Origin of the sequence: Pseudomonas khavaziana (assembly GCF_019145205.1) — a bacterium.
GTDB lineage: Bacteria > Pseudomonadota > Gammaproteobacteria > Pseudomonadales > Pseudomonadaceae > Aquipseudomonas > Aquipseudomonas khavaziana.
The window spans coordinates 243,309-259,773 of sequence record NZ_JAHSTT010000006.1; the positions used below are offsets into that span (position 1 = coordinate 243,309).

The window sequence follows — 16,465 nt, forward strand, 5'->3', positions numbered from 1 at the left end:
GGATCAGTCGGCGGTGGACGCAGCGCACCACGGCATGGCCTCTCGCGCACAGCTCGATGAAGTGCTGCTCGGTGCCATGCCAATCTGGGCCAAGCAGGTGGAAAGCTCGCGGCACCAGACCGAAGAAGCGATTGTGAGCCTGGCCAACCGTTTTACCGGGATCGCCGCGCGATTGCAGGAAACGGTACAGGCCTCGCAGCAGGCTGCCGGCGAATTGGATGGGCAGTCGGCCGACGGCGCGCTCGAGGTGCTGGCGCGCAGCGACAGCGAGCTGAGCCAGGTGATCAATTCGCTCAAAGCCACACAGACCAGCCGTGACCAGACCCTGGTCCAGGTCCGCAGCCTCACTGCCTATACCAAGGAACTGCGCGCCATGGCCGCCGACGTGGCGGCGATTGCCGCGCAAACCAACCTGCTGGCCCTCAACGCGGCCATCGAGGCGGCGCGTGCCGGTGAGGCCGGGCGCGGCTTTGCGGTGGTGGCCGATGCGGTGCGCAGCCTGTCGAACAAATCCAGTGAAACCGGCCAGCAGATGTCGGCCAAGGTCGACATCATCAATAACGCCATCACGCAATTGGTGCAGGCCGCGTCCAGCAGTGCCGACGAGGACAGCCACTCGGTGGCCGAGTCCGAAAACAGTATTCAGAAAGTGCTCGAGCGCTTCCAGAGCATCACCGGGCGCCTGGCCGAATCCGCCGACCTGCTCAAGCAGGAAAGCTACGGCATCCGCGATGAGATGACCGAAGTGCTGGTCAGCCTGCAATTCCAGGACCGCGTCAGCCAGATCCTCAGCCACGTGCGCGACAACATGCACGCCTTGCACGACCACCTCCTGCAGGCCAGCCAGGCGCCGGACCAGGCGGTGGGCGTCGACGCCCGGCAGTGGCTGGCGCGCATGGAAGCCACCTATGCCACCGACGAACAGCGGCGCCTGCACCACGGAGTGGCAGCCGCGCAGCCGAATTCCCAAGACATCACCTTTTTTTAAGGAGTACACCATGGCGAAGAATGTATTAGTGGTCGACGACTCCAGCAGCGTGCGACAAGTGGTCGGCATTGCCTTGAAAAGCGCCGGCTACGACGTGATCGAGGCCAGCGACGGCAGGGATGCCCTGAGCAAGCTCACCGGGCAGAAAGTCCACCTGATCATCAGCGACGTGAACATGCCCAACATGGACGGCATCACCTTCGTCAAGGAGGTCAAGAAGCTGGCCAATTACAAGTTCACGCCTATCATCATGCTGACCACCGAGTCCCAGGAATCGAAGAAGGCCGAGGGCCAGGCCGCCGGCGCCAAGGCCTGGGTGGTCAAGCCGTTCCAGCCGGCGCAAATGCTCGCAGCCGTTTCCAAGCTGATCCTGCCTTGATCATCCGGCGCCAGGGAGGCTGCCATGCCCATCAGCACTGAAACACTCGACGGCACCACCTGCGTGCGCATTGAAGGCGAGCTGACGATCTACACCGTGGCGGAACTGGCGGCTGCGCTGCTGCCGCAGATGGGCGCCACGCCGCGCCTTGAGCTGGACCTGTCACAGGTCACGGAAATGGATGGCGCCGGTTTGCAGTTGCTTGCAGTTGTCCAGCGTGAGGCGGGCGTTGCCGGTACAGCCTTGAGTGTGACCGGCCAGAGCCAGGCGGTCATGCACGCACTGCAACTGTGCCGTAGCGCAGGCTTGTAGTCGCCACTTCCCATGTTTTTTTGATCGACAAGGACAGTCCAGGTGAGCATCAATCTCGATCAGGCACAGCAGACATTCATCGTTGAGGCACGCGAGCTGTTGCAGGCCATGGAGCAATCCCTCTTGCAATTGGAAAGCGAGCCCGGCGACCAGGACGCCATCGGCGCGATTTTCCGCGCCGCGCACACCATCAAGGGTTCGGCGGGCCTTTTCGGTCTGGCGTCGATCGTGGGTTTCACGCATATCGTCGAAGACGTGCTTGACCGCCTGCGCGAAGGCAATGTGGCGGTGGACGCCGCATTGATCGCTCTGCTGCTCAAATGCGGCGACCACATGCTCGAACTGGTCGAAGTGGTCGCCAACCGCGGTGAGGCGCCGACGCCTGCCGCTCTGGAGCGCGGTGAGGCTTTGCGCGAGGCGCTGAGTGCCTATCAGCCGATGCGAACCGTCACTACCAGCGTCGAAACCGCGGAGGTGGCCGACGGCACGGCGGTCGAAGTGCTCTGGCACATCTCCCTGCGCTTCGGCGTGGACGTGTTTCGTAATGGCATGGACCCGCTGTCATTTTTGCGCTACCTCGAGACCCTGGGGCAGGTGCTGCAGGTCACCACCCTGACCGACAGCATTCCGCCCATAGACCGCTGGGACCCGGAGAGCTGCTACCTGGGGTTCGAGATCGGCCTGCGTTCGACGGCCAGTCACGCCACCCTCAACGAAGTGTTCGACTTTGTGCGTGACGACTGCGAGGTGCACATCAGTGCTGTCGACGAAGCGCCTGGGAGCACTGCGGTCGTTGCCGGCGACCGGGTCACCCAGGCAGAGCAGGGCGTCGTGGCGGCGACACCGCAGCGTTCTGCGCCAGCCACCGAGACGAAACCCCGCGACGGCAATTACGTGCGGGTCAACGCCGACAAGCTCGACGAGTTGATCAATCTGGTTGGCGAACTGGTGATCGCCAGTGCCGGCTCAAGCCTGTTGGCCCGCTCCTGTGACAACGACCCCCTGCAAGAGGCGACCTCGACGGTATCGGCGCTGGTGGAGGAGATCCTCGATGGCGCCCTGCACCTGCGCATGATCCCCATTGGTGACACGTTCAACCGCTTCCGCCGTGTGGTGCGCGATATCAGCCAGGAACTGGGCAAGGACATCGAACTGATCATCAGTGGCGCGGAAACCGAACTGGACAAGACCGTGGTCGAGAAAATCGGCGACCCACTGATGCACCTGCTGCGCAACGCCATGGACCACGGTATCGAAAGCGCCGATGCGCGGCAGGCGGCCGGCAAGCCGGGCAAGGGCCACCTGAGCCTCAATGCCTACCATGACTCCGGGAGCATCGTCATTGAAATCGCCGATGACGGCGCCGGGCTCAACCGCGAGCGCATCCTGCAAAAAGCCCAGGAACGCGGATTGGTGGCCAGCGGTGCGGTGTTGACCGACCAGGAGATCTACAACCTGATCTTCGAAGCCGGTTTCTCCACCGCCGAGGCGGTGACCAACCTGTCCGGGCGCGGCGTCGGCATGGACGTGGTCAAGCGCAATATCACCTTGTTGCGCGGCACCGTCGACCTGGACAGTCGCCCCGGCGAAGGCACCGTGGTGCGCATTCGCTTGCCGCTGACCCTGGCGATCATCAATGGGTTCCTGGTCGCCATCGACCAGTCCACCTATGTGATTCCCCTGGACATGGTCCAGGAATGCATCGAGCTGGATGAACGCCAGCGCCAGTCCAGCCGCGACGACGGCTATCTGGACTTGCGTGGCGAGGTGTTGCCGCTGGTGGACCTGCGCGAACACTTCAGCCACGAAGGGCCCGCTGCACGGCGCCAGAACGTGGTGGTGGTGCGCTATGCCGAACACAAGGCCGGGCTGGTGGTGGATGACCTGCTCGGCGAGTTCCAGACCGTGATCAAACCGCTGGGCAAGCTGTTCGGCGCACTGCGCGGCATCAGCGGCTCGACCATATTGGGCAGCGGCGCGGTGGCCCTGATCCTGGATGTACCGGCACTGCTCAACCAAATCGTACAACTGGAAGCCCGCACGCCCCTGGCGCCTCAATCGCCGCCGGTCGTTGCTCGCTGATGTCTTTGCAATTCCATGGAGGTTCCCCGATGAAATGGTTCTACGATCTCAAGATTTCCACCAAGTTGATCAGCTCGTTCCTGGTGGTCCTGGCGCTCACTGCGGCCATGGGTGGCTTCGCCATCCACCAGCTTGGCGCCGTCAACCTGGCCGCCCAGGATATCAAGGGCAACTGGATGCCTTCCATGCGCGCAGCGGCAGGCATGCGTTTTTTTGCCGCCAACTATCGCTTGAAGGAAAACCGCCACCTCGCGACCGAGATCGCCGAGGAAAAGGCCCAGGCCGAACGTGAAGCCGCCGACGCGCGCCAACAGTTCGAAACCCGCATGGGCACCTATGAGCAGTTGCTGTCGACTGATGAAGATCGTCAGCTGCTGGCCAGCGTAAAAAGCGCGTGGGACGCGTACCTGGCGAGCAGCAAGCAATTGCTCGGGTTTTCCCGGCAGAACCAGGAAGTCCAGGCACGCGGTTTGCTCAGTGGGGAGTCCAAGGGGCATTTCGATGAGGTGACCAGCCGCCTGCAGAAAATGGTCGAGCTCAATGACGCCGGCGCAACGGTCGCGGGTGACAAGGGCACGGCGCTGTACGAAAACGCACGCCTGTCGATCATCGCGGTACTGGTCGCGGCCTTGTTGATCGGTTTGGGCCTGGCGGTATTCATCGCCCGCATCATTTCCCGCCCACTGCGCCAAGCCGCAACCGCTGCCGAGCAATTGGCCGAAGGCAACCTCAACGCCCACATCGAACCGGGTGCCAAAGATGAAACCGGCATGGTGCTCAACGCCATGCGCAATATGGTCGGCAAGCTGGCGCATATCATCGGCGAAGTGCGCAACGCCGCCGATAACCTCGCCAGCGCCTCCGAGCAGGTCAGTGCCACCGCGCAATCGATGAGCCAGGCCACCAGTGAACAGGCCGCCAGCGTCGAGGAAACCAGTGCCTCGGTGGAGCAGATGAGCGCCAGCATCAACCAGAACACCGAAAACGCCAAGGTCACCGATGGCATGGCCAGCAAGGCCGCCAAGGAAGCCACTGAAGGCGGCGAGTCGGTACAGCAGACCGTGGTGGCGATGAAGAAAATCGCCCAGCGCATCAGCATCATTGATGACATCGCCTACCAGACCAATCTGCTTGCCCTCAATGCCGCCATCGAGGCCGCTCGGGCCGGCGAGCATGGCAAGGGCTTTGCCGTGGTGGCCGCCGAAGTGCGCAAGCTGGCCGAACGCAGCCAGGTCGCCGCCCAGGAAATCGGCGAGCTGTCCTCCAGCAGCGTGGACATGGCTGAGAAGGCCGGCAAGCTGCTCGACGAAATGGTGCCCTCCATCAACAAGACCTCCGACCTTGTGCAGGAAATCAGCGCCGCCTCCGAAGAACAGGCCGCGGGCGTCGGGCAGATCAACACGGCCATGACCCAGCTCAACCAGGTGACCCAGCAAAATGCCTCGAGCAGCGAGGAACTGGCGGCCACGGCCGAAGAAATGAGCAGCCAGGCCGAGCAACTGCAACAGGCCATGAGCTTCTTCGTGCTGGATTCAACCCCCAGGGCCGCGGTCCAGGGCAGCAGCGTCGACAGCCCCGGCAGCAAGCCCAACCGTCAGCCGCCACGGCCGAAACCACAGACGCCGCGCAAGGCCTTCGCCTACAGCCTGGCCAGCGCCCCGGACGAATCGGAATTCACCCGCTTCTGATCCCACGATCGATGCGGGCCTACAAGGAGAGTGACATGGGCGCAGTGATGACGACTCGGCATACCGCGGTTGCGGTGGATGAGGATGCGCAATACCTGACCTTCATGCTTGGCGGCGAAATGTTCGCCATCGGCATCCTGGGGATCAAGGAGATTATTGAATACGGCAGCCTGACCGTGGTGCCGATGATGCCGGCGTTCGTGCGTGGGGTGATCAACCTGCGTGGCGCGGTGGTGCCGGTGGTGGACTTGTCGGCGCGCTTTGGGCGGGCCAATTCGGCGATCACCCGGCGCTCCTGCGTGATCATCATCGAGGCGAATACCGAAGAGGGCCAGCCACAGGATATCGGCTTGCTGGTCGATACCGTGTCGGCGGTGCAGGAGATCCCGGCTGCGCAGATCGAACCACCACCCAGCTTCGGGGCGCGGATTCGTGCCGATTTCATTGGTGGCATGGCCAAGGTCGACGGTAAGTTCGTGATCGTGCTGGAGGTGGACAAGGTGCTGTCCATCGATGAGATGTCCAGCCTGGCCGAGGGTGGCCAAGCGCCGGCCCTCGACCTCGATCCGCGTTGAGTGCCGACCATGCCAGAAACCGCCTCCATCGACGATCGTGAATTCGGCCAGTTCCAGAGCTGGCTGTATCGCGCGGCCGGCATCAACCTGTCGCCGGCCAAGAAAGCCCTGGTTGCCGGGCGCCTGTTCAAGCGCCTCAAGCACTATGAGCTGCACAGCTATGGCGAGTACTTCAAGCTGATCATGAGTGACCAGCGCAAGGGCGAGCTGCAGGTTGCGCTGGATTTGCTCACCACCAACGAAACCTATTTTTTCCGCGAACCCAAGCACTTCGACTTCCTGCGCCAGCAGGTGCTGCCCCAGGCGGCACCGGGCAAGGTCTTTCGCGTGTGGAGCGCGGCCAGTTCCTCGGGCGAAGAACCCTACAGCCTGGCGATGACCCTGGCCGAGAGCCTGGGCACCACGCCCTGGGAAGTGATCGGCTCGGACATCAGCACCCAGGTGCTGGCCAAGGCGCGCAACGGCCATTACGCCATGGAGCGCGCCGGGACGCTGCCCCAGCCGCTGCTGACCAAGTACTGCCTCAAGGGCGCTGGCCGCCAGGAGGGCACCTTCCTGATCGACAAGGCCTTGCGTAGCCGGGTCAATTTTGTCCAGGTCAACCTTAACGAAGCGCTGCCGGCCCTGGGCGAGTTCGAGGTGATCTTTCTGCGCAATGTGATGATCTATTTCGACCAGCAGACCAAGAGCCAGGTGGTCGCGCGTCTGCTGCCACTGCTCAAGCCCGGCGGTTATTTCATCATCAGCCACTCGGAAAGCCTCAACGGTGTAAACGACACCTTGAAGCTGGTGGCGCCGTCGATTTACCGCAAACCATGAAGAAACCAGACGATGCGAGCGAAGTAGTCTTAGCGCCTGGCCAGGTCAGCTTTGCGACGCGGCCGACGCGCCTGCGCACCTTGCTCGGTTCCTGCGTGGCGATCACCTTTTGGCACCCGCAACGGCGGATCGGCGGCATGTGTCACTTCATGCTGCCGGGGCGCCTGCGCGATCATCAACCCCTGGATGGCCGCTATGGCGACGAAGCCATGGAACTGCTGCTGCGCCAGGCCCAGGCCAATGACACACAGGCACGGGATTACCAGGTCAAGTTGTTCGGTGGCGGCAAGATGTTCCCCGATCAGCCGCGCCGCTTGCCGACCCAGGACGTGGCCAGCCTGAATATTCGCGCAGCGCTGGCCCTCGCCGAGCGCTATCACCTGCACCTGACGGCCCAGGACATGGGCAGTACCGGTTATCGCACGGTCATGTTCGACTTGTGGAACGGCAACGTCTGGGTCCGGCACCAACCAATGGGAACACTTCATCAAGATGCCTACCAAAAAAATCAGTGTGCTGCTGGTCGATGACTCGGCCGTGGTGCGCCAGGTACTGCTGGCGATTCTCGCCGACACGCCGGACATCCACGTCATGGGCGCCGCCTCCGACCCTATTTTCGCCATGGACAAACTCACCCGGGAATGGCCGGATGTGATCGTGCTGGACGTGGAAATGCCGCGCATGGACGGCATCACCTTTCTCAAGAAAATCATGAGCGAACGGCCGACGCCGGTGGTGATCTGCTCGTCGCTGACCCACAAAGGTGCGGAAACCTCCCTGCAGGCGCTGGCAGCGGGCGCCGTGGAAATCATCACCAAGCCGACCACCGGCTTGAAGAACTTCCTGATCGAATCGGCGGCCGAATTGGTGACAGCGATCCGTGCCGCGGCGAACTCCAACGTCAGGAACCTGGGCAAGCGCAGCGTCAGCCCGTCGCCATTGGCCCCGGCCAGCAAGCTCAGTGCGGATGCGATCCTGCCCGCCGCCAACGGCCATGCCATGGCGCAGACCACCGAACGTATCGTCGCCATCGGCACCTCCACCGGCGGCACCCAAGCGTTGGAGGCGGTGCTGACGGCGCTGCCGCGGGTGTGCCCGGGCATGGTGATCGTGCAGCACATGCCGGAAAAATTCACCGCCTCGTTTGCCGAGCGTCTCAACAGCGTCTGCGAGATCGAGGTGCGCGAAGCACGCAACAATGACCGCATCCTGCCTGGCCTGGCCTTGATCGCCCCTGGCGGCAAGCACCTGATGGTCACCCGCAGTGGTGCCTATTACCACGCCCAGGTTATCGATGGCCCGCTGGTGAACCGGCACCGGCCGTCAGTGGACGTGTTGTTTCGTTCGGTGGCCAAGTTCGCCGGCAAGAACGCCACGGGCATCATCATGACCGGCATGGGCGACGACGGCGCGCGTGGGCTCAAGGAGATGCTTGAGGCCGGTGCCACCACAGTGGCCCAGGACGAGGCCAGTTGCGTGGTGTTCGGCATGCCCAAGGAAGCGATCAAGCTCAACGCCGCGCAGCGCGTCATGGCGTTGGAGGATATTCATCGGGCGATTTTGCATCGGTGAACTTGACTGCCAGGCTGCTTGTGCCGGTACACAACTTTTGCGTGACCCTGAACCGAGGTGGCTTGATTTCGTGGTGGTCTGATTGACTGCACGCGGTAAAAATGTGGGAGGGGCGGTGCGACGATTCGACTTGCTCCCGATGGCGGCCTTAGGGCCGACCGGGATCTTGGATCAGGCCGAGGACATATCCATTATTTAGGTAACGGCCACTTAGGGTTCCGCTCTTACAGCGGCTCACTTTTGGAAGGACCGGAATGCCGGCCCAGCCAAAAGTAAGCAAAAGGTCCTCGCCCCACCACTCGGCACCTCGCTTAGGCTCGGTGTGCCCGTAATCCGCCAGGGATTTGGGGGGCCGCCGCCACGCGCCATCCATGGCGCGGGGCGGCTAAACCGGCATCCCTGCCGGTTTACCCCCCAAATCCCTGTCGAATTCCGGCCAGCGTGGTTTACGGGGCGCCTAAGATCAAGATCAAAAGCAGATCAAGATCAAGAGCGGCTCGCTGCGCATCGTGGTTAGCGTCGGCTGCTACACAGTTGTGTAGATACCTCTGCCCCGATGAGGGCGTGTCAGTCAATACATCTGGGGCTGACGCACCGCCATCGGGTCAGTACTCATTGGGTGGTTTCATCTTTAGCTTTAGTTGGTTTTGGTGTTCGCAGCACTCGATTCAATTCGCCAGCGACAGCGATCAATTGTTGCTCCAGCGCTTCAACCTCAAAAAGGTTGATGCTGGTGATGCGAGTCTTGCCTTTGCTGCTGGCGATGGCGCCGCGCTTGCCGCTGCTGAAGTCGTATTCGTCTTTCATGGTTCAAACCTTCAAAAAACGTGATGGAAGTAACCGCTAGTCGAGAGGAGGGCGGAGCCGACGCGGTCTTACTAGAGCGTTTCCAGGAGCAGTGGTCACGCCATGACTTGCTCAATGAGGCGGGGGCTTATCTTGCCAAAGATGTGAAGGAGGAACCGCGCGTAAAGGCTGCGCTGTTACGTAGCCTGCTTCTGTTTGGATTGTCAGATGAGATCACGTAGAGCTGGAATGCTGAGGTGATAAAGGACGAGACCACATGAACGTGCGCTTTTCTGTTCGAGCTTGATACCCCCAAAAAAACTACACATCCACTGCGGCGGCGGCTTCTTACGCACTTTAAGCGCGTTACCGGTTCATTACCGCAATGTGGTATTGCGCAGGTAACGGGCCGGTGAGGTGCCCAGGGTTTTACGAAACATCGTGATGAACGAGCTGACAGACTCATAGCCGAGGGCTTCAGCGGTTCTCTGCACCGATTGCCCTTCGGCCAGGCTTTGCAGGGCGACGATGATCTGCCATTGCTTGCGCCATTGTCCGAAGGTCAGACCGGTTTCGGCTTTTACCAGGCGGGCCAGGGAGCGTTCGCTCATGGCCACGTGACGCGCCCAGCTCGCCATGGTGGTGCGGTTGGCGGGATCTTGCGCCAGTGCCCGGGCAATGGTGCGCAACGGGTTTGAAGCGGGTAAAGGCAGGTACAGCTGTTCGGTGGGCGCCAGTTCAAGTTCTTCGAGCAGTACGTGGGCCAACCGCGCACTGCGCGAATTGGCCGGGTAAGCCTGGGCCTGGCCGCTCAGGTGCAGGATCAGCTCCAGGATCAATGGCGTAAGCGCCAAGGTACAGCAGCGATCCGGCAGCGACGCAGCGCCGGGCTCCACGAACAGAAAACACACCTGCCCGTTGGCCGTCACGCGGTTGCTGTGGGCGACGCCCCCCGGAATCCACACGCCGAACCCTGATGGCACCATCCATACGCCATCTTCCACCGTGCACACAATGCCACCGCAATACGCCACCACCAGTTGCCCCTTGCGGTGCTTGTGTACGGCGGACTCGCTGTCGTTGCGCTGGGTTTCCAGCATCAGCGCTACGGCGGGCTGGGAAAGGGTGTCGTACTCAAACTGATCGACGTGGATTTCGGCCATGCAAGGTCATCCAGGGTTGTCCGAATTTGATTATATTTTGGCAGTGTACTCAATATCGGCAGTGGCAGTAATTGCCTAGCATTACCTGCAAGCCCCGCCTCCAGTGGGCGGGCGAATGCCACAACCTCCCGAATCCCGGTGCTTGCCATGCTCAGCGAAATCTCGATTGCCAACCTCTACTTTCCGCCCTTGCTGGTTTACCTGGGTGCGTCCGTCCTGGCCTACCAGCTGATCGAGCGCTTGAGCCGCCGCTGGTTGGACCGGGCGTGGCACCCGGCGCTGGCGCGTTTTTTCGTCTCGCTCATTGTCGTGTCGACGCTGGTCGTCCATTGCTGAGCGAGGCCGCGCATGTCTATCGTCAAACTCCTTAAAACTGCCGCCACCCTGGGGCTCGGCGTGTTGGCCCTGGTGTTCTGCCTGCAACTCTGGCGCGCTTATGTGCTGGCGCCCTGGACACGGGACGGGCGGGTGAGTGCCCAGGTGATCCGCATTGCCCCCGAGGTGTCCGGCCAAATTGATCAGTTGTGGGCCAGTGATAACCAATGGGTGGCAAAGGGCGACCCGCTCTATCGCATCGATGCGCGTGCTTATCGATTGACCCAGCAGCAACGCACCGCAGAGTTCGCAGAAGCGCGCAGTGTGTTCGAGCAGCGCAGTGCACAATTCAAGCGGCGCGTGCAGCTGGGCGGCGCCATTGCCCGTGAAGAGATCGACAATGCCGCGCGTGACTTGGCCGTGGCCCAGGCGCGCCTGGACGCGGCAGGCAGTCAGTTGGCCCAGGCCCAGCTCGACCTGGACCGCACCACCATTCGTGCGCCGGTGGATGGCTATGTCACGCAACTGCGCCTGCAGCCCGGTGACTACGCGCAGGCAGGCACCACCAACCTGTTTGTGGTCGACGGTCATAGTTTCTGGATCACGGGCTATTTTGAAGAGACCAAGTTGCCGGGTGTACGCATCGGCGCAGCGGTGTCGATCAAGCTGATGGGCTTTGACCCGCTGCTGCAAGGCCACGTGGCAAGCCTGGGCAGGGGCATTGCCGACACCAATGAGTTACGCAACGACAGCGGCTTGCCCCAGGTCAGCCCGACCTTCAGCTGGATTCGGTTGGCGCAACGTGTGCCCGTGCGCATCGAGTTGGACAAGGTGCCGGACGGGGTGGAGTTGGCGGCGGGCATGACCGCCAGTGTCGAAGTGACGCAGCCGGGCGGAGCACCGCGCTGGCGACTCACCCAATGGCTGCAGGCGTTCATGTGATGACTGGCCTGGCGACACGCGTTTTAGCGGCGATCCCTCGGCCCTGGACATCCGCCACGCTTGCCTACGTGCTGCGCAGTCTATTGGCGGCCGGCCTGGCACTGTGGCTCGGCTTGCAACTGCATCTGGATTCGCCGTTTGCGGGCGCTTCCACCGTGTTGCTGCTGGTGCAGCCTATCCAGGGGGCAGTGCGAGGCAAGGGTGTGTACCGGATGCTGGGCACCCTGGTCGGCATGGTCGCGGCCTTCGTGCTGATTGGATTGTTCGCGCAACAGATGCTGTTGTTCATACTGGGCGTCGGTATATGGCTGGGCCTGTGCGTCGGTGCAATGACGGTCTTGCGTCATTACCAGGCCACCGCAGCAGTGGTGGCGGGCTATACCGTCTGCCTGGCCTTGGGCCCTGCCATCGTCGCGCCGGAGCAGGGTTTCGACCACATCATCACCCGTGGCACGGCGGTAGCACTCGGCGTGCTCAGCTTGAGCCTGGTAGCGACGCTGTTCAGCGCCAAGACCATGGAGCATAAAGTTCGAAGCTCGCTCGTCGACGCCTGCGCGCGCAGTGCCCGGTTGCTCGCGGCAAGCCTTGTGGGCGAAGAGCCTGCGCAGCTGGCGACGCAACGGCACCAGCTCGCGATCGATATCAGCAAGGTGGACGACCAGCTGGGGCTCGGCCGTGGCGAGTCGTCGCTGATCCGCTCGCGGCAGCTGGCGATTCAGGCCGGCCTGGCGCATCTGCAATCGGCGGTGCTCGACGCGCACCCGGAGCACCCCTACCACGGAATCAACCCGGCGTTGCGCACCCGGGTAAGCACAGGGTTGCAGCAACTGAGTGCATACCTGGCGGATGCCCGCTGCGACTTTCGCGCTGCGGCCGATACGCTGGAGCCATTGCGTCGCTGGGCGGATGCTCGCGCCGACTCAAGCCCACAGGTGCGGTTGCGCAGCGATCGCTTGGACGACCAACTGACGGACCTGGGCGCGGCCTTGCTGAACTTCTCCAGCCTCGATCATGCCCGCCGCGGGCCGATACGCACCGTGGGCTATCACCGCAATTACGCGGATGCGGCACGAAACGGCATCCGGGCACTGCTCGCCACACTGAGTGCGGGTGCGATCTGGTATTTCAGCGGTTGGGATCAGGGGCCTACATTACTCGCGGTGCTGGGGCCGTGCTGCACACTGGTGGCGACCGCTGCCGCGCCGACCCAAGGCATCAACGGCTTTATCCGCGGCACGCTCTACGCGATTGTGGCGGCAGCGCTGTGCAAATTCCTGCTGATGCCGCAGATCAATGGCTTCCCTCTGTTGTTGCTGGTCATGGCAGGGTTCTGGTCGTTCGGCATCCATGCGACGAGCCAGCCGCGTCATGCCCTGCAAGGGGTGGCCTACCTGATCGGGTTCAACACCCTGGTGAGCACCGGCATGACCGCCACCTACGATTTCGTCGGTTTCGCCAACCAGGCGCTGGCCTGGATCGTGGCGATGCTTGTGTGCCTCTTGGCGTTCCAGATCCTGCCCAAAGATCCAGCCAGGCAGGTACGCGCATTGAAACGTGCGCTCCACCAGCACACACGCCTGCTGCTACGCCAGGCCAGTACAATCGATCATGCTCAATGGCAAGCCAAGCAACAACACCGGTTAGTGACGTTGAAGAGTTTGCTTGGCGCTGATCACCCGCGCGCTGACCCGGCGGGCTACTTGTCGCTGCAACTGAGCAAGCAATTGAATCGGCTACAGCGCAAAGCCAGCGGCATTGATCCGGCATCTCCCGTTGCCCGATGTGTGCAAAGCGGTGCGCGGCGGGTTGCACGCTATGCCGATCATCCCGCAATCGGCGCCGCACAGGCGCGGCGCACATCCCGCTCGTTGAGCAGGCTTGGCGCGCCTCATCTGGCGAGCGCTTATCAGGACTTGGCGTGGCTGCTGGAGCAGTACGCGAACCTCGTGCATTAGCGCTAACATGAGTCAGCGCTCATGCTCAGCGCTTGCTGCCCACTCGCCGGATACCCCACCTATGAGAGATCTGCCGCCCACCGCGACCTTGCGCGCCTTTGAAGCCGCCACTCGGCACCCGACCTTTACTGCGGCCGCCCAGGAGTTGCATGTCACCCAGAGCGCAGTCAGCCACCAGCTCAAGCATCTGGAGGCGCTGTGGGGCTTGCAGTTGTTCGAGCGTGGCCAGTCGTTACGCCTGACGGCCGCGGGGGCTACGCTGGCGCCCATCGTGCGTGAATTCTTCATGAGCCTGGAGGCCACCCTGGCCGACCTGCGCGAGCAGAAGGGCAGGGTACGGCTCAAGGTCAGCACCACTTATTCCTTTGCCTTGAAATGGCTGCTGCCACGCTTGCCGAACCTCGCGCGCCTGCACCCCGAGCTGTTGGTTGCGCTGGACACCACGGACGACGTCATCCACTTTTCCGACGCCCAAGCCGATGTCGCGGTCCGGCTGGGCAAGGGGACCTACCCGGGCCTGTATTCGGAATTCCTGTTCGGCGAGCAGGTGTTTCCGGTGGCCAGTCCCGAACTGTTGCGGCGTCTTGGCACCCCGGGCAGCCCCGCCCATTTGTTGGACTTCCCCTTGCTGGCCCGGGATGGCGCCGAGCTGGCGCCGAAATGGGAGGTCTGGTTTCAAGCGGTGGGGCTGGCCTTTTCGCCGCTCAGGGAAAGCGTCAGGTTTGGCGACACCAACATGACCGTCGAGGCGGCCTTGCTCGGCCATGGCATCGCGTTGGTGCGCAGCGGGCATGTGGAGCAGGAAATCAGCGATGGCCGCCTGGTGCGCCTGTTCGATGTGCCGTTCCCGTCACCGCTTGCCTACTATTTTGTGTGCCCCAAGGGCATCGAATCGCAACCCCATGTGGTCAGCTTTCGTCAATGGTTGCTCGCAGAGTCAATGAAACTGCAACGGGCAGTATGAGTAAATGTTCATGCTGTGATGAGGAGACTTTGCTGTAAGCCGGGGCCTTGGCTTGCCTAAGATGGCGCATGCCGACTCATATCATCTTTCTGGTGCTGTTCGCCGCACTGCTGCATGCCAGCTGGAACGCGCTATTGCGCGGTGGTGCCGACCGGCTGTGGTCGATGACGGTCATGTGCATGGCCATTGCCGTCACCTGTGTCATCGCCGCAACGTTCATGGTGCCGCCGGCGATTGAGAGCTGGGGTTATGGGGGGCTTTCGGCATTGCTGCATGTTGGCTACAACCTGTTCCTGGTGCGCAGCTACCGGGTTGGCGACCTGGGGCAGATCTATCCGATTTCCCGTGGCTCATCGCCGGCACTGATCACCCTGGGGGCTGCGGTCTTCGCCGGGGAGCGCATTGCCCCCGGCGAGTTGCTGGGGGTTGCGCTGGTGTCAGGCGGGATTATTTCCCTGGCCTTCAGCGGGCGCCGGCTTTCGGTTCCCAGCCTGCCCTATGCGCTGGGAACGGGCTGCTTCATCGCCGCCTACAGCGTCGTCGATGGCATTGGCGCCAGGCTCTCCGGCGCACCGCTGGCCTACACCGTATGGATGTGCGCGTTGTGGGGCGTGCTAATGCCAGCGGTGTACATCGGCCTGCGCGATGCCCGCAGTTTATTAAGCCCGCGTCCCGGAACCCTGGCCGCGGTGGTCGGCGGGCTGGTGTCTTTGCTGGCCTATGCAATCGTGATCTACGCCATGCACGAAGCGCCGTTGGGCGCGGTGTCGGCATTGCGCGAAACCAGCGTGTTGTTCGCGATGTTGATTGGCTACTTTTTTCTTGGCGAAACCCTTACCGCACGCAGGATCCTTGCGTGTGTAGTGATCGCCGGCGGCACCTTCATCATCGGCTGAAACAGCCATTTTCTAAGGAGGTATTTTCAATGGTTGACGTCTCGCAGGCACCGCTGATCCTGATCACCGGTGGCAGCCGCGGAGTGGGTGCCGCGACCGCCCGGCTGGCCGCCGCAAAAGGCTATGACGTGGCGATCAGCTACGTTGCCAACGAGCCGGCGGCGCTGGCGGTGGTTGCGGATATCGAGGCCATGGGCCGCAAAGCCCTGGCCGTAAGGGCCGATAGCGCCGAGCCCGATCAGGTCGCCGCCTTGTTCACGGCCATCGACCGCAGGTTCGGGCGCCTCGACGTACTGGTCAATAATGCCGGCGTGCTGGCGACTCAGTCGCGCCTCGAGGGCCTGAGCCTGGAGCGCATGCAGCGCATTTTCGCGGTCAACGCCATCGGCCCGATGCTCTGCACCCAGCAGGCGGTGAAGCGCATGGCGTGCCGGCACAACGGTGCGGGCGGCGTAGTGATCAATATATCCTCGGCCTCGGCGCGTCTTGGCAGCCCGAATGAATACCTCGACTACGCGGCGTCAAAGGGCGCGCTGGAAACCTTCACCATCGGGTTCGCCAAGGAAGTGGCCCGGGAAGGCATCCGCGTCAACTGTGTGCGCCCCGGGCACATCTACACCGACATGCATGCCAGCGGCGGCGAGCCGGGGCGGGTCGACCGGGTCAAGGACTCGATCCCCATGGGGCGTGGCGGCCAGCCCGAGGAGGTGGCCCGGGCGATTTTGTGGTTGGCCAGTGCCGAGGCGTCATTCGTGACAGGTACATTCCTGGATGTGACAGGAGGCAAATGAGTCAGTCATGCAGGCGTGTGAGCGCCGGCCAGGCCTGGCGCCGGTCTAGGCCAGCGCTGCCTGGATTTGATCATCAAAGCCGGCAAGAAAATCCTGCATGCTGATTTCTCCGAGCCGGTTTCCCCCTGAAGCCCCAACACGGATTCAACCTATGCGCTCACAGTAGCTGCAGCCACGCCAGACTGCTTGTATGCTTGCGCCGCGGAACATGTGGCCGCGGCTAAGCGCCGGCGTTTGA

16 protein-coding genes and 1 pseudogene are annotated in these 16,465 nt (G+C 62.6%); 15 read left to right on the top strand and 2 right to left on the bottom strand.

Features of this window, described 5'->3' with window-relative positions:
• The first annotated feature begins 76 nt into the window (after positions 1-76).
• The 9 genes from KVH01_RS17010 to KVH01_RS17050 are packed head-to-tail and all read left to right on the top strand — an operon-like array spanning position 77 to position 8,415.
• Positions 77-988 carry a methyl-accepting chemotaxis protein gene (locus KVH01_RS17010; protein WP_370881260.1) on the top strand — a complete coding sequence of 304 codons (912 nt, stop codon included), beginning with the start codon at positions 77-79 and terminating at the stop codon, positions 986-988.
• A 10-nt stretch (positions 989-998) separates the two neighbouring features.
• Complete coding sequence (locus tag KVH01_RS17015) at positions 999-1,367, top strand: response regulator (RefSeq protein WP_043051381.1); 369 nt, start codon at positions 999-1,001, stop codon at positions 1,365-1,367.
• Positions 1,368-1,391: 24 nt separating this feature from the next.
• Positions 1,392-1,679 carry an STAS domain-containing protein gene (locus KVH01_RS17020; RefSeq protein WP_043051382.1) on the top strand — a complete coding sequence of 96 codons (288 nt, stop codon included), beginning with the start codon at positions 1,392-1,394 and terminating at the stop codon, positions 1,677-1,679.
• Between the two features lie 42 nt (positions 1,680-1,721).
• Entirely contained in the window at positions 1,722-3,761 is a 2,040-nt protein-coding gene (locus tag KVH01_RS17025) for a chemotaxis protein CheA (RefSeq protein ID WP_217882172.1), read from the top strand.
• 29 nt (positions 3,762-3,790) lie between these two features.
• Positions 3,791-5,449 carry a methyl-accepting chemotaxis protein gene (locus KVH01_RS17030; RefSeq protein ID WP_217882173.1) on the top strand — a complete coding sequence of 553 codons (1,659 nt, stop codon included), beginning with the start codon at positions 3,791-3,793 and terminating at the stop codon, positions 5,447-5,449.
• Between the two features lie 35 nt (positions 5,450-5,484).
• Entirely contained in the window at positions 5,485-6,024 is a 540-nt protein-coding gene (locus KVH01_RS17035) for a chemotaxis protein CheW (protein ID WP_043051385.1), read from the top strand.
• A 9-nt stretch (positions 6,025-6,033) separates the two neighbouring features.
• A complete protein-coding gene (locus KVH01_RS17040; RefSeq protein WP_217882174.1) occupies positions 6,034-6,843 on the top strand; it encodes a CheR family methyltransferase in 810 nt (269 codons plus the stop codon).
• Complete coding sequence (gene cheD / locus KVH01_RS17045) at positions 6,840-7,373, top strand: chemoreceptor glutamine deamidase CheD (protein WP_217882175.1); 534 nt, start codon at positions 6,840-6,842, stop codon at positions 7,371-7,373. Before KVH01_RS17040 ends, cheD begins: the two co-directional genes overlap by 4 nt.
• Positions 7,336-8,415 carry a protein-glutamate methylesterase/protein-glutamine glutaminase gene (locus KVH01_RS17050; protein WP_217882176.1) on the top strand — a complete coding sequence of 360 codons (1,080 nt, stop codon included), beginning with the start codon at positions 7,336-7,338 and terminating at the stop codon, positions 8,413-8,415. The genes cheD and KVH01_RS17050 overlap by 38 nt, the downstream gene beginning before the upstream one ends.
• Positions 8,416-9,147: 732 nt before the next feature.
• Here the strand turns inward: KVH01_RS17050 and KVH01_RS30850 are convergent.
• Both KVH01_RS30850 and KVH01_RS17060 read right to left on the bottom strand, forming a co-directional pair.
• Positions 9,148-9,222, bottom strand: a pseudogene (locus KVH01_RS30850) (BrnA antitoxin family protein); the annotation flags it as partial.
• Positions 9,223-9,578: 356 nt separating this feature from the next.
• Positions 9,579-10,364, bottom strand: coding sequence for an AraC family transcriptional regulator (locus tag KVH01_RS17060; protein ID WP_217882177.1), 786 nt, complete (start codon positions 10,362-10,364; stop codon positions 9,579-9,581).
• Positions 10,365-10,511: 147 nt separating this feature from the next.
• Here KVH01_RS17060 and KVH01_RS17065 point away from each other — a divergent pair, with 147 nt between their 5' ends.
• The 6 genes from KVH01_RS17065 to KVH01_RS17090 all read left to right on the top strand — a co-directional run bounded on the left by KVH01_RS17065 (position 10,512) and on the right by KVH01_RS17090 (position 16,227).
• A complete protein-coding gene (locus KVH01_RS17065; RefSeq protein WP_217882178.1) occupies positions 10,512-10,700 on the top strand; it encodes a DUF1656 domain-containing protein in 189 nt (62 codons plus the stop codon).
• Positions 10,701-10,712: 12 nt separating this feature from the next.
• Complete coding sequence (locus KVH01_RS17070) at positions 10,713-11,621, top strand: efflux RND transporter periplasmic adaptor subunit (protein ID WP_217882179.1); 909 nt, start codon at positions 10,713-10,715, stop codon at positions 11,619-11,621.
• Positions 11,621-13,576, top strand: coding sequence for an FUSC family protein (locus tag KVH01_RS17075; protein ID WP_217882273.1), 1,956 nt, complete (start codon positions 11,621-11,623; stop codon positions 13,574-13,576). Before KVH01_RS17070 ends, KVH01_RS17075 begins: the two co-directional genes overlap by 1 nt.
• A 61-nt stretch (positions 13,577-13,637) precedes the next feature.
• Positions 13,638-14,540 (top strand): transcriptional regulator GcvA, encoded by a 903-nt coding sequence (gcvA, locus tag KVH01_RS17080; RefSeq protein ID WP_217882180.1) that lies wholly within the window; start codon positions 13,638-13,640, stop codon positions 14,538-14,540.
• A gap of 68 nt (positions 14,541-14,608) precedes the next feature.
• Positions 14,609-15,436 (top strand): DMT family transporter, encoded by an 828-nt coding sequence (locus tag KVH01_RS17085; protein WP_217882181.1) that lies wholly within the window; start codon positions 14,609-14,611, stop codon positions 15,434-15,436.
• A gap of 29 nt (positions 15,437-15,465) precedes the next feature.
• A complete protein-coding gene (locus tag KVH01_RS17090) occupies positions 15,466-16,227 on the top strand; it encodes an SDR family oxidoreductase (RefSeq protein ID WP_217882182.1) in 762 nt (253 codons plus the stop codon).
• The last annotated feature ends 238 nt before the right edge of the window (positions 16,228-16,465 follow it).

Excerpts from the sequence above, each read along its gene's own strand:
- KVH01_RS17010 (WP_370881260.1), top strand. The coding sequence starts at position 77 with ATGCCAATCTGGGCCAAGCAGGTGGAAAGCTCGCGGCACCAGACCGAA.
- KVH01_RS17015 (WP_043051381.1), top strand. The coding sequence starts at position 999 with ATGGCGAAGAATGTATTAGTGGTCGACGACTCCAGCAGCGTGCGACAA.
- KVH01_RS17020 (WP_043051382.1), top strand. The coding sequence starts at position 1,392 with ATGCCCATCAGCACTGAAACACTCGACGGCACCACCTGCGTGCGCATT.
- KVH01_RS17030 (WP_217882173.1), top strand. The coding sequence starts at position 3,791 with ATGAAATGGTTCTACGATCTCAAGATTTCCACCAAGTTGATCAGCTCG.
- KVH01_RS17035 (WP_043051385.1), top strand. The coding sequence starts at position 5,485 with ATGGGCGCAGTGATGACGACTCGGCATACCGCGGTTGCGGTGGATGAG.
- KVH01_RS17040 (WP_217882174.1), top strand. The coding sequence starts at position 6,034 with ATGCCAGAAACCGCCTCCATCGACGATCGTGAATTCGGCCAGTTCCAG.
- cheD (WP_217882175.1), top strand. The coding sequence starts at position 6,840 with ATGAAGAAACCAGACGATGCGAGCGAAGTAGTCTTAGCGCCTGGCCAG.
- KVH01_RS17050 (WP_217882176.1), top strand. The coding sequence starts at position 7,336 with ATGCCTACCAAAAAAATCAGTGTGCTGCTGGTCGATGACTCGGCCGTG.
- KVH01_RS17060 (WP_217882177.1), bottom strand. The coding sequence starts at position 10,364 with ATGGCCGAAATCCACGTCGATCAGTTTGAGTACGACACCCTTTCCCAG.
- KVH01_RS17065 (WP_217882178.1), top strand. The coding sequence starts at position 10,512 with ATGCTCAGCGAAATCTCGATTGCCAACCTCTACTTTCCGCCCTTGCTG.
- KVH01_RS17070 (WP_217882179.1), top strand. The coding sequence starts at position 10,713 with ATGTCTATCGTCAAACTCCTTAAAACTGCCGCCACCCTGGGGCTCGGC.
- KVH01_RS17075 (WP_217882273.1), top strand. The coding sequence starts at position 11,621 with ATGACTGGCCTGGCGACACGCGTTTTAGCGGCGATCCCTCGGCCCTGG.
- gcvA (WP_217882180.1), top strand. The coding sequence starts at position 13,638 with ATGAGAGATCTGCCGCCCACCGCGACCTTGCGCGCCTTTGAAGCCGCC.
- KVH01_RS17085 (WP_217882181.1), top strand. The coding sequence starts at position 14,609 with ATGCCGACTCATATCATCTTTCTGGTGCTGTTCGCCGCACTGCTGCAT.
- KVH01_RS17090 (WP_217882182.1), top strand. The coding sequence starts at position 15,466 with ATGGTTGACGTCTCGCAGGCACCGCTGATCCTGATCACCGGTGGCAGC.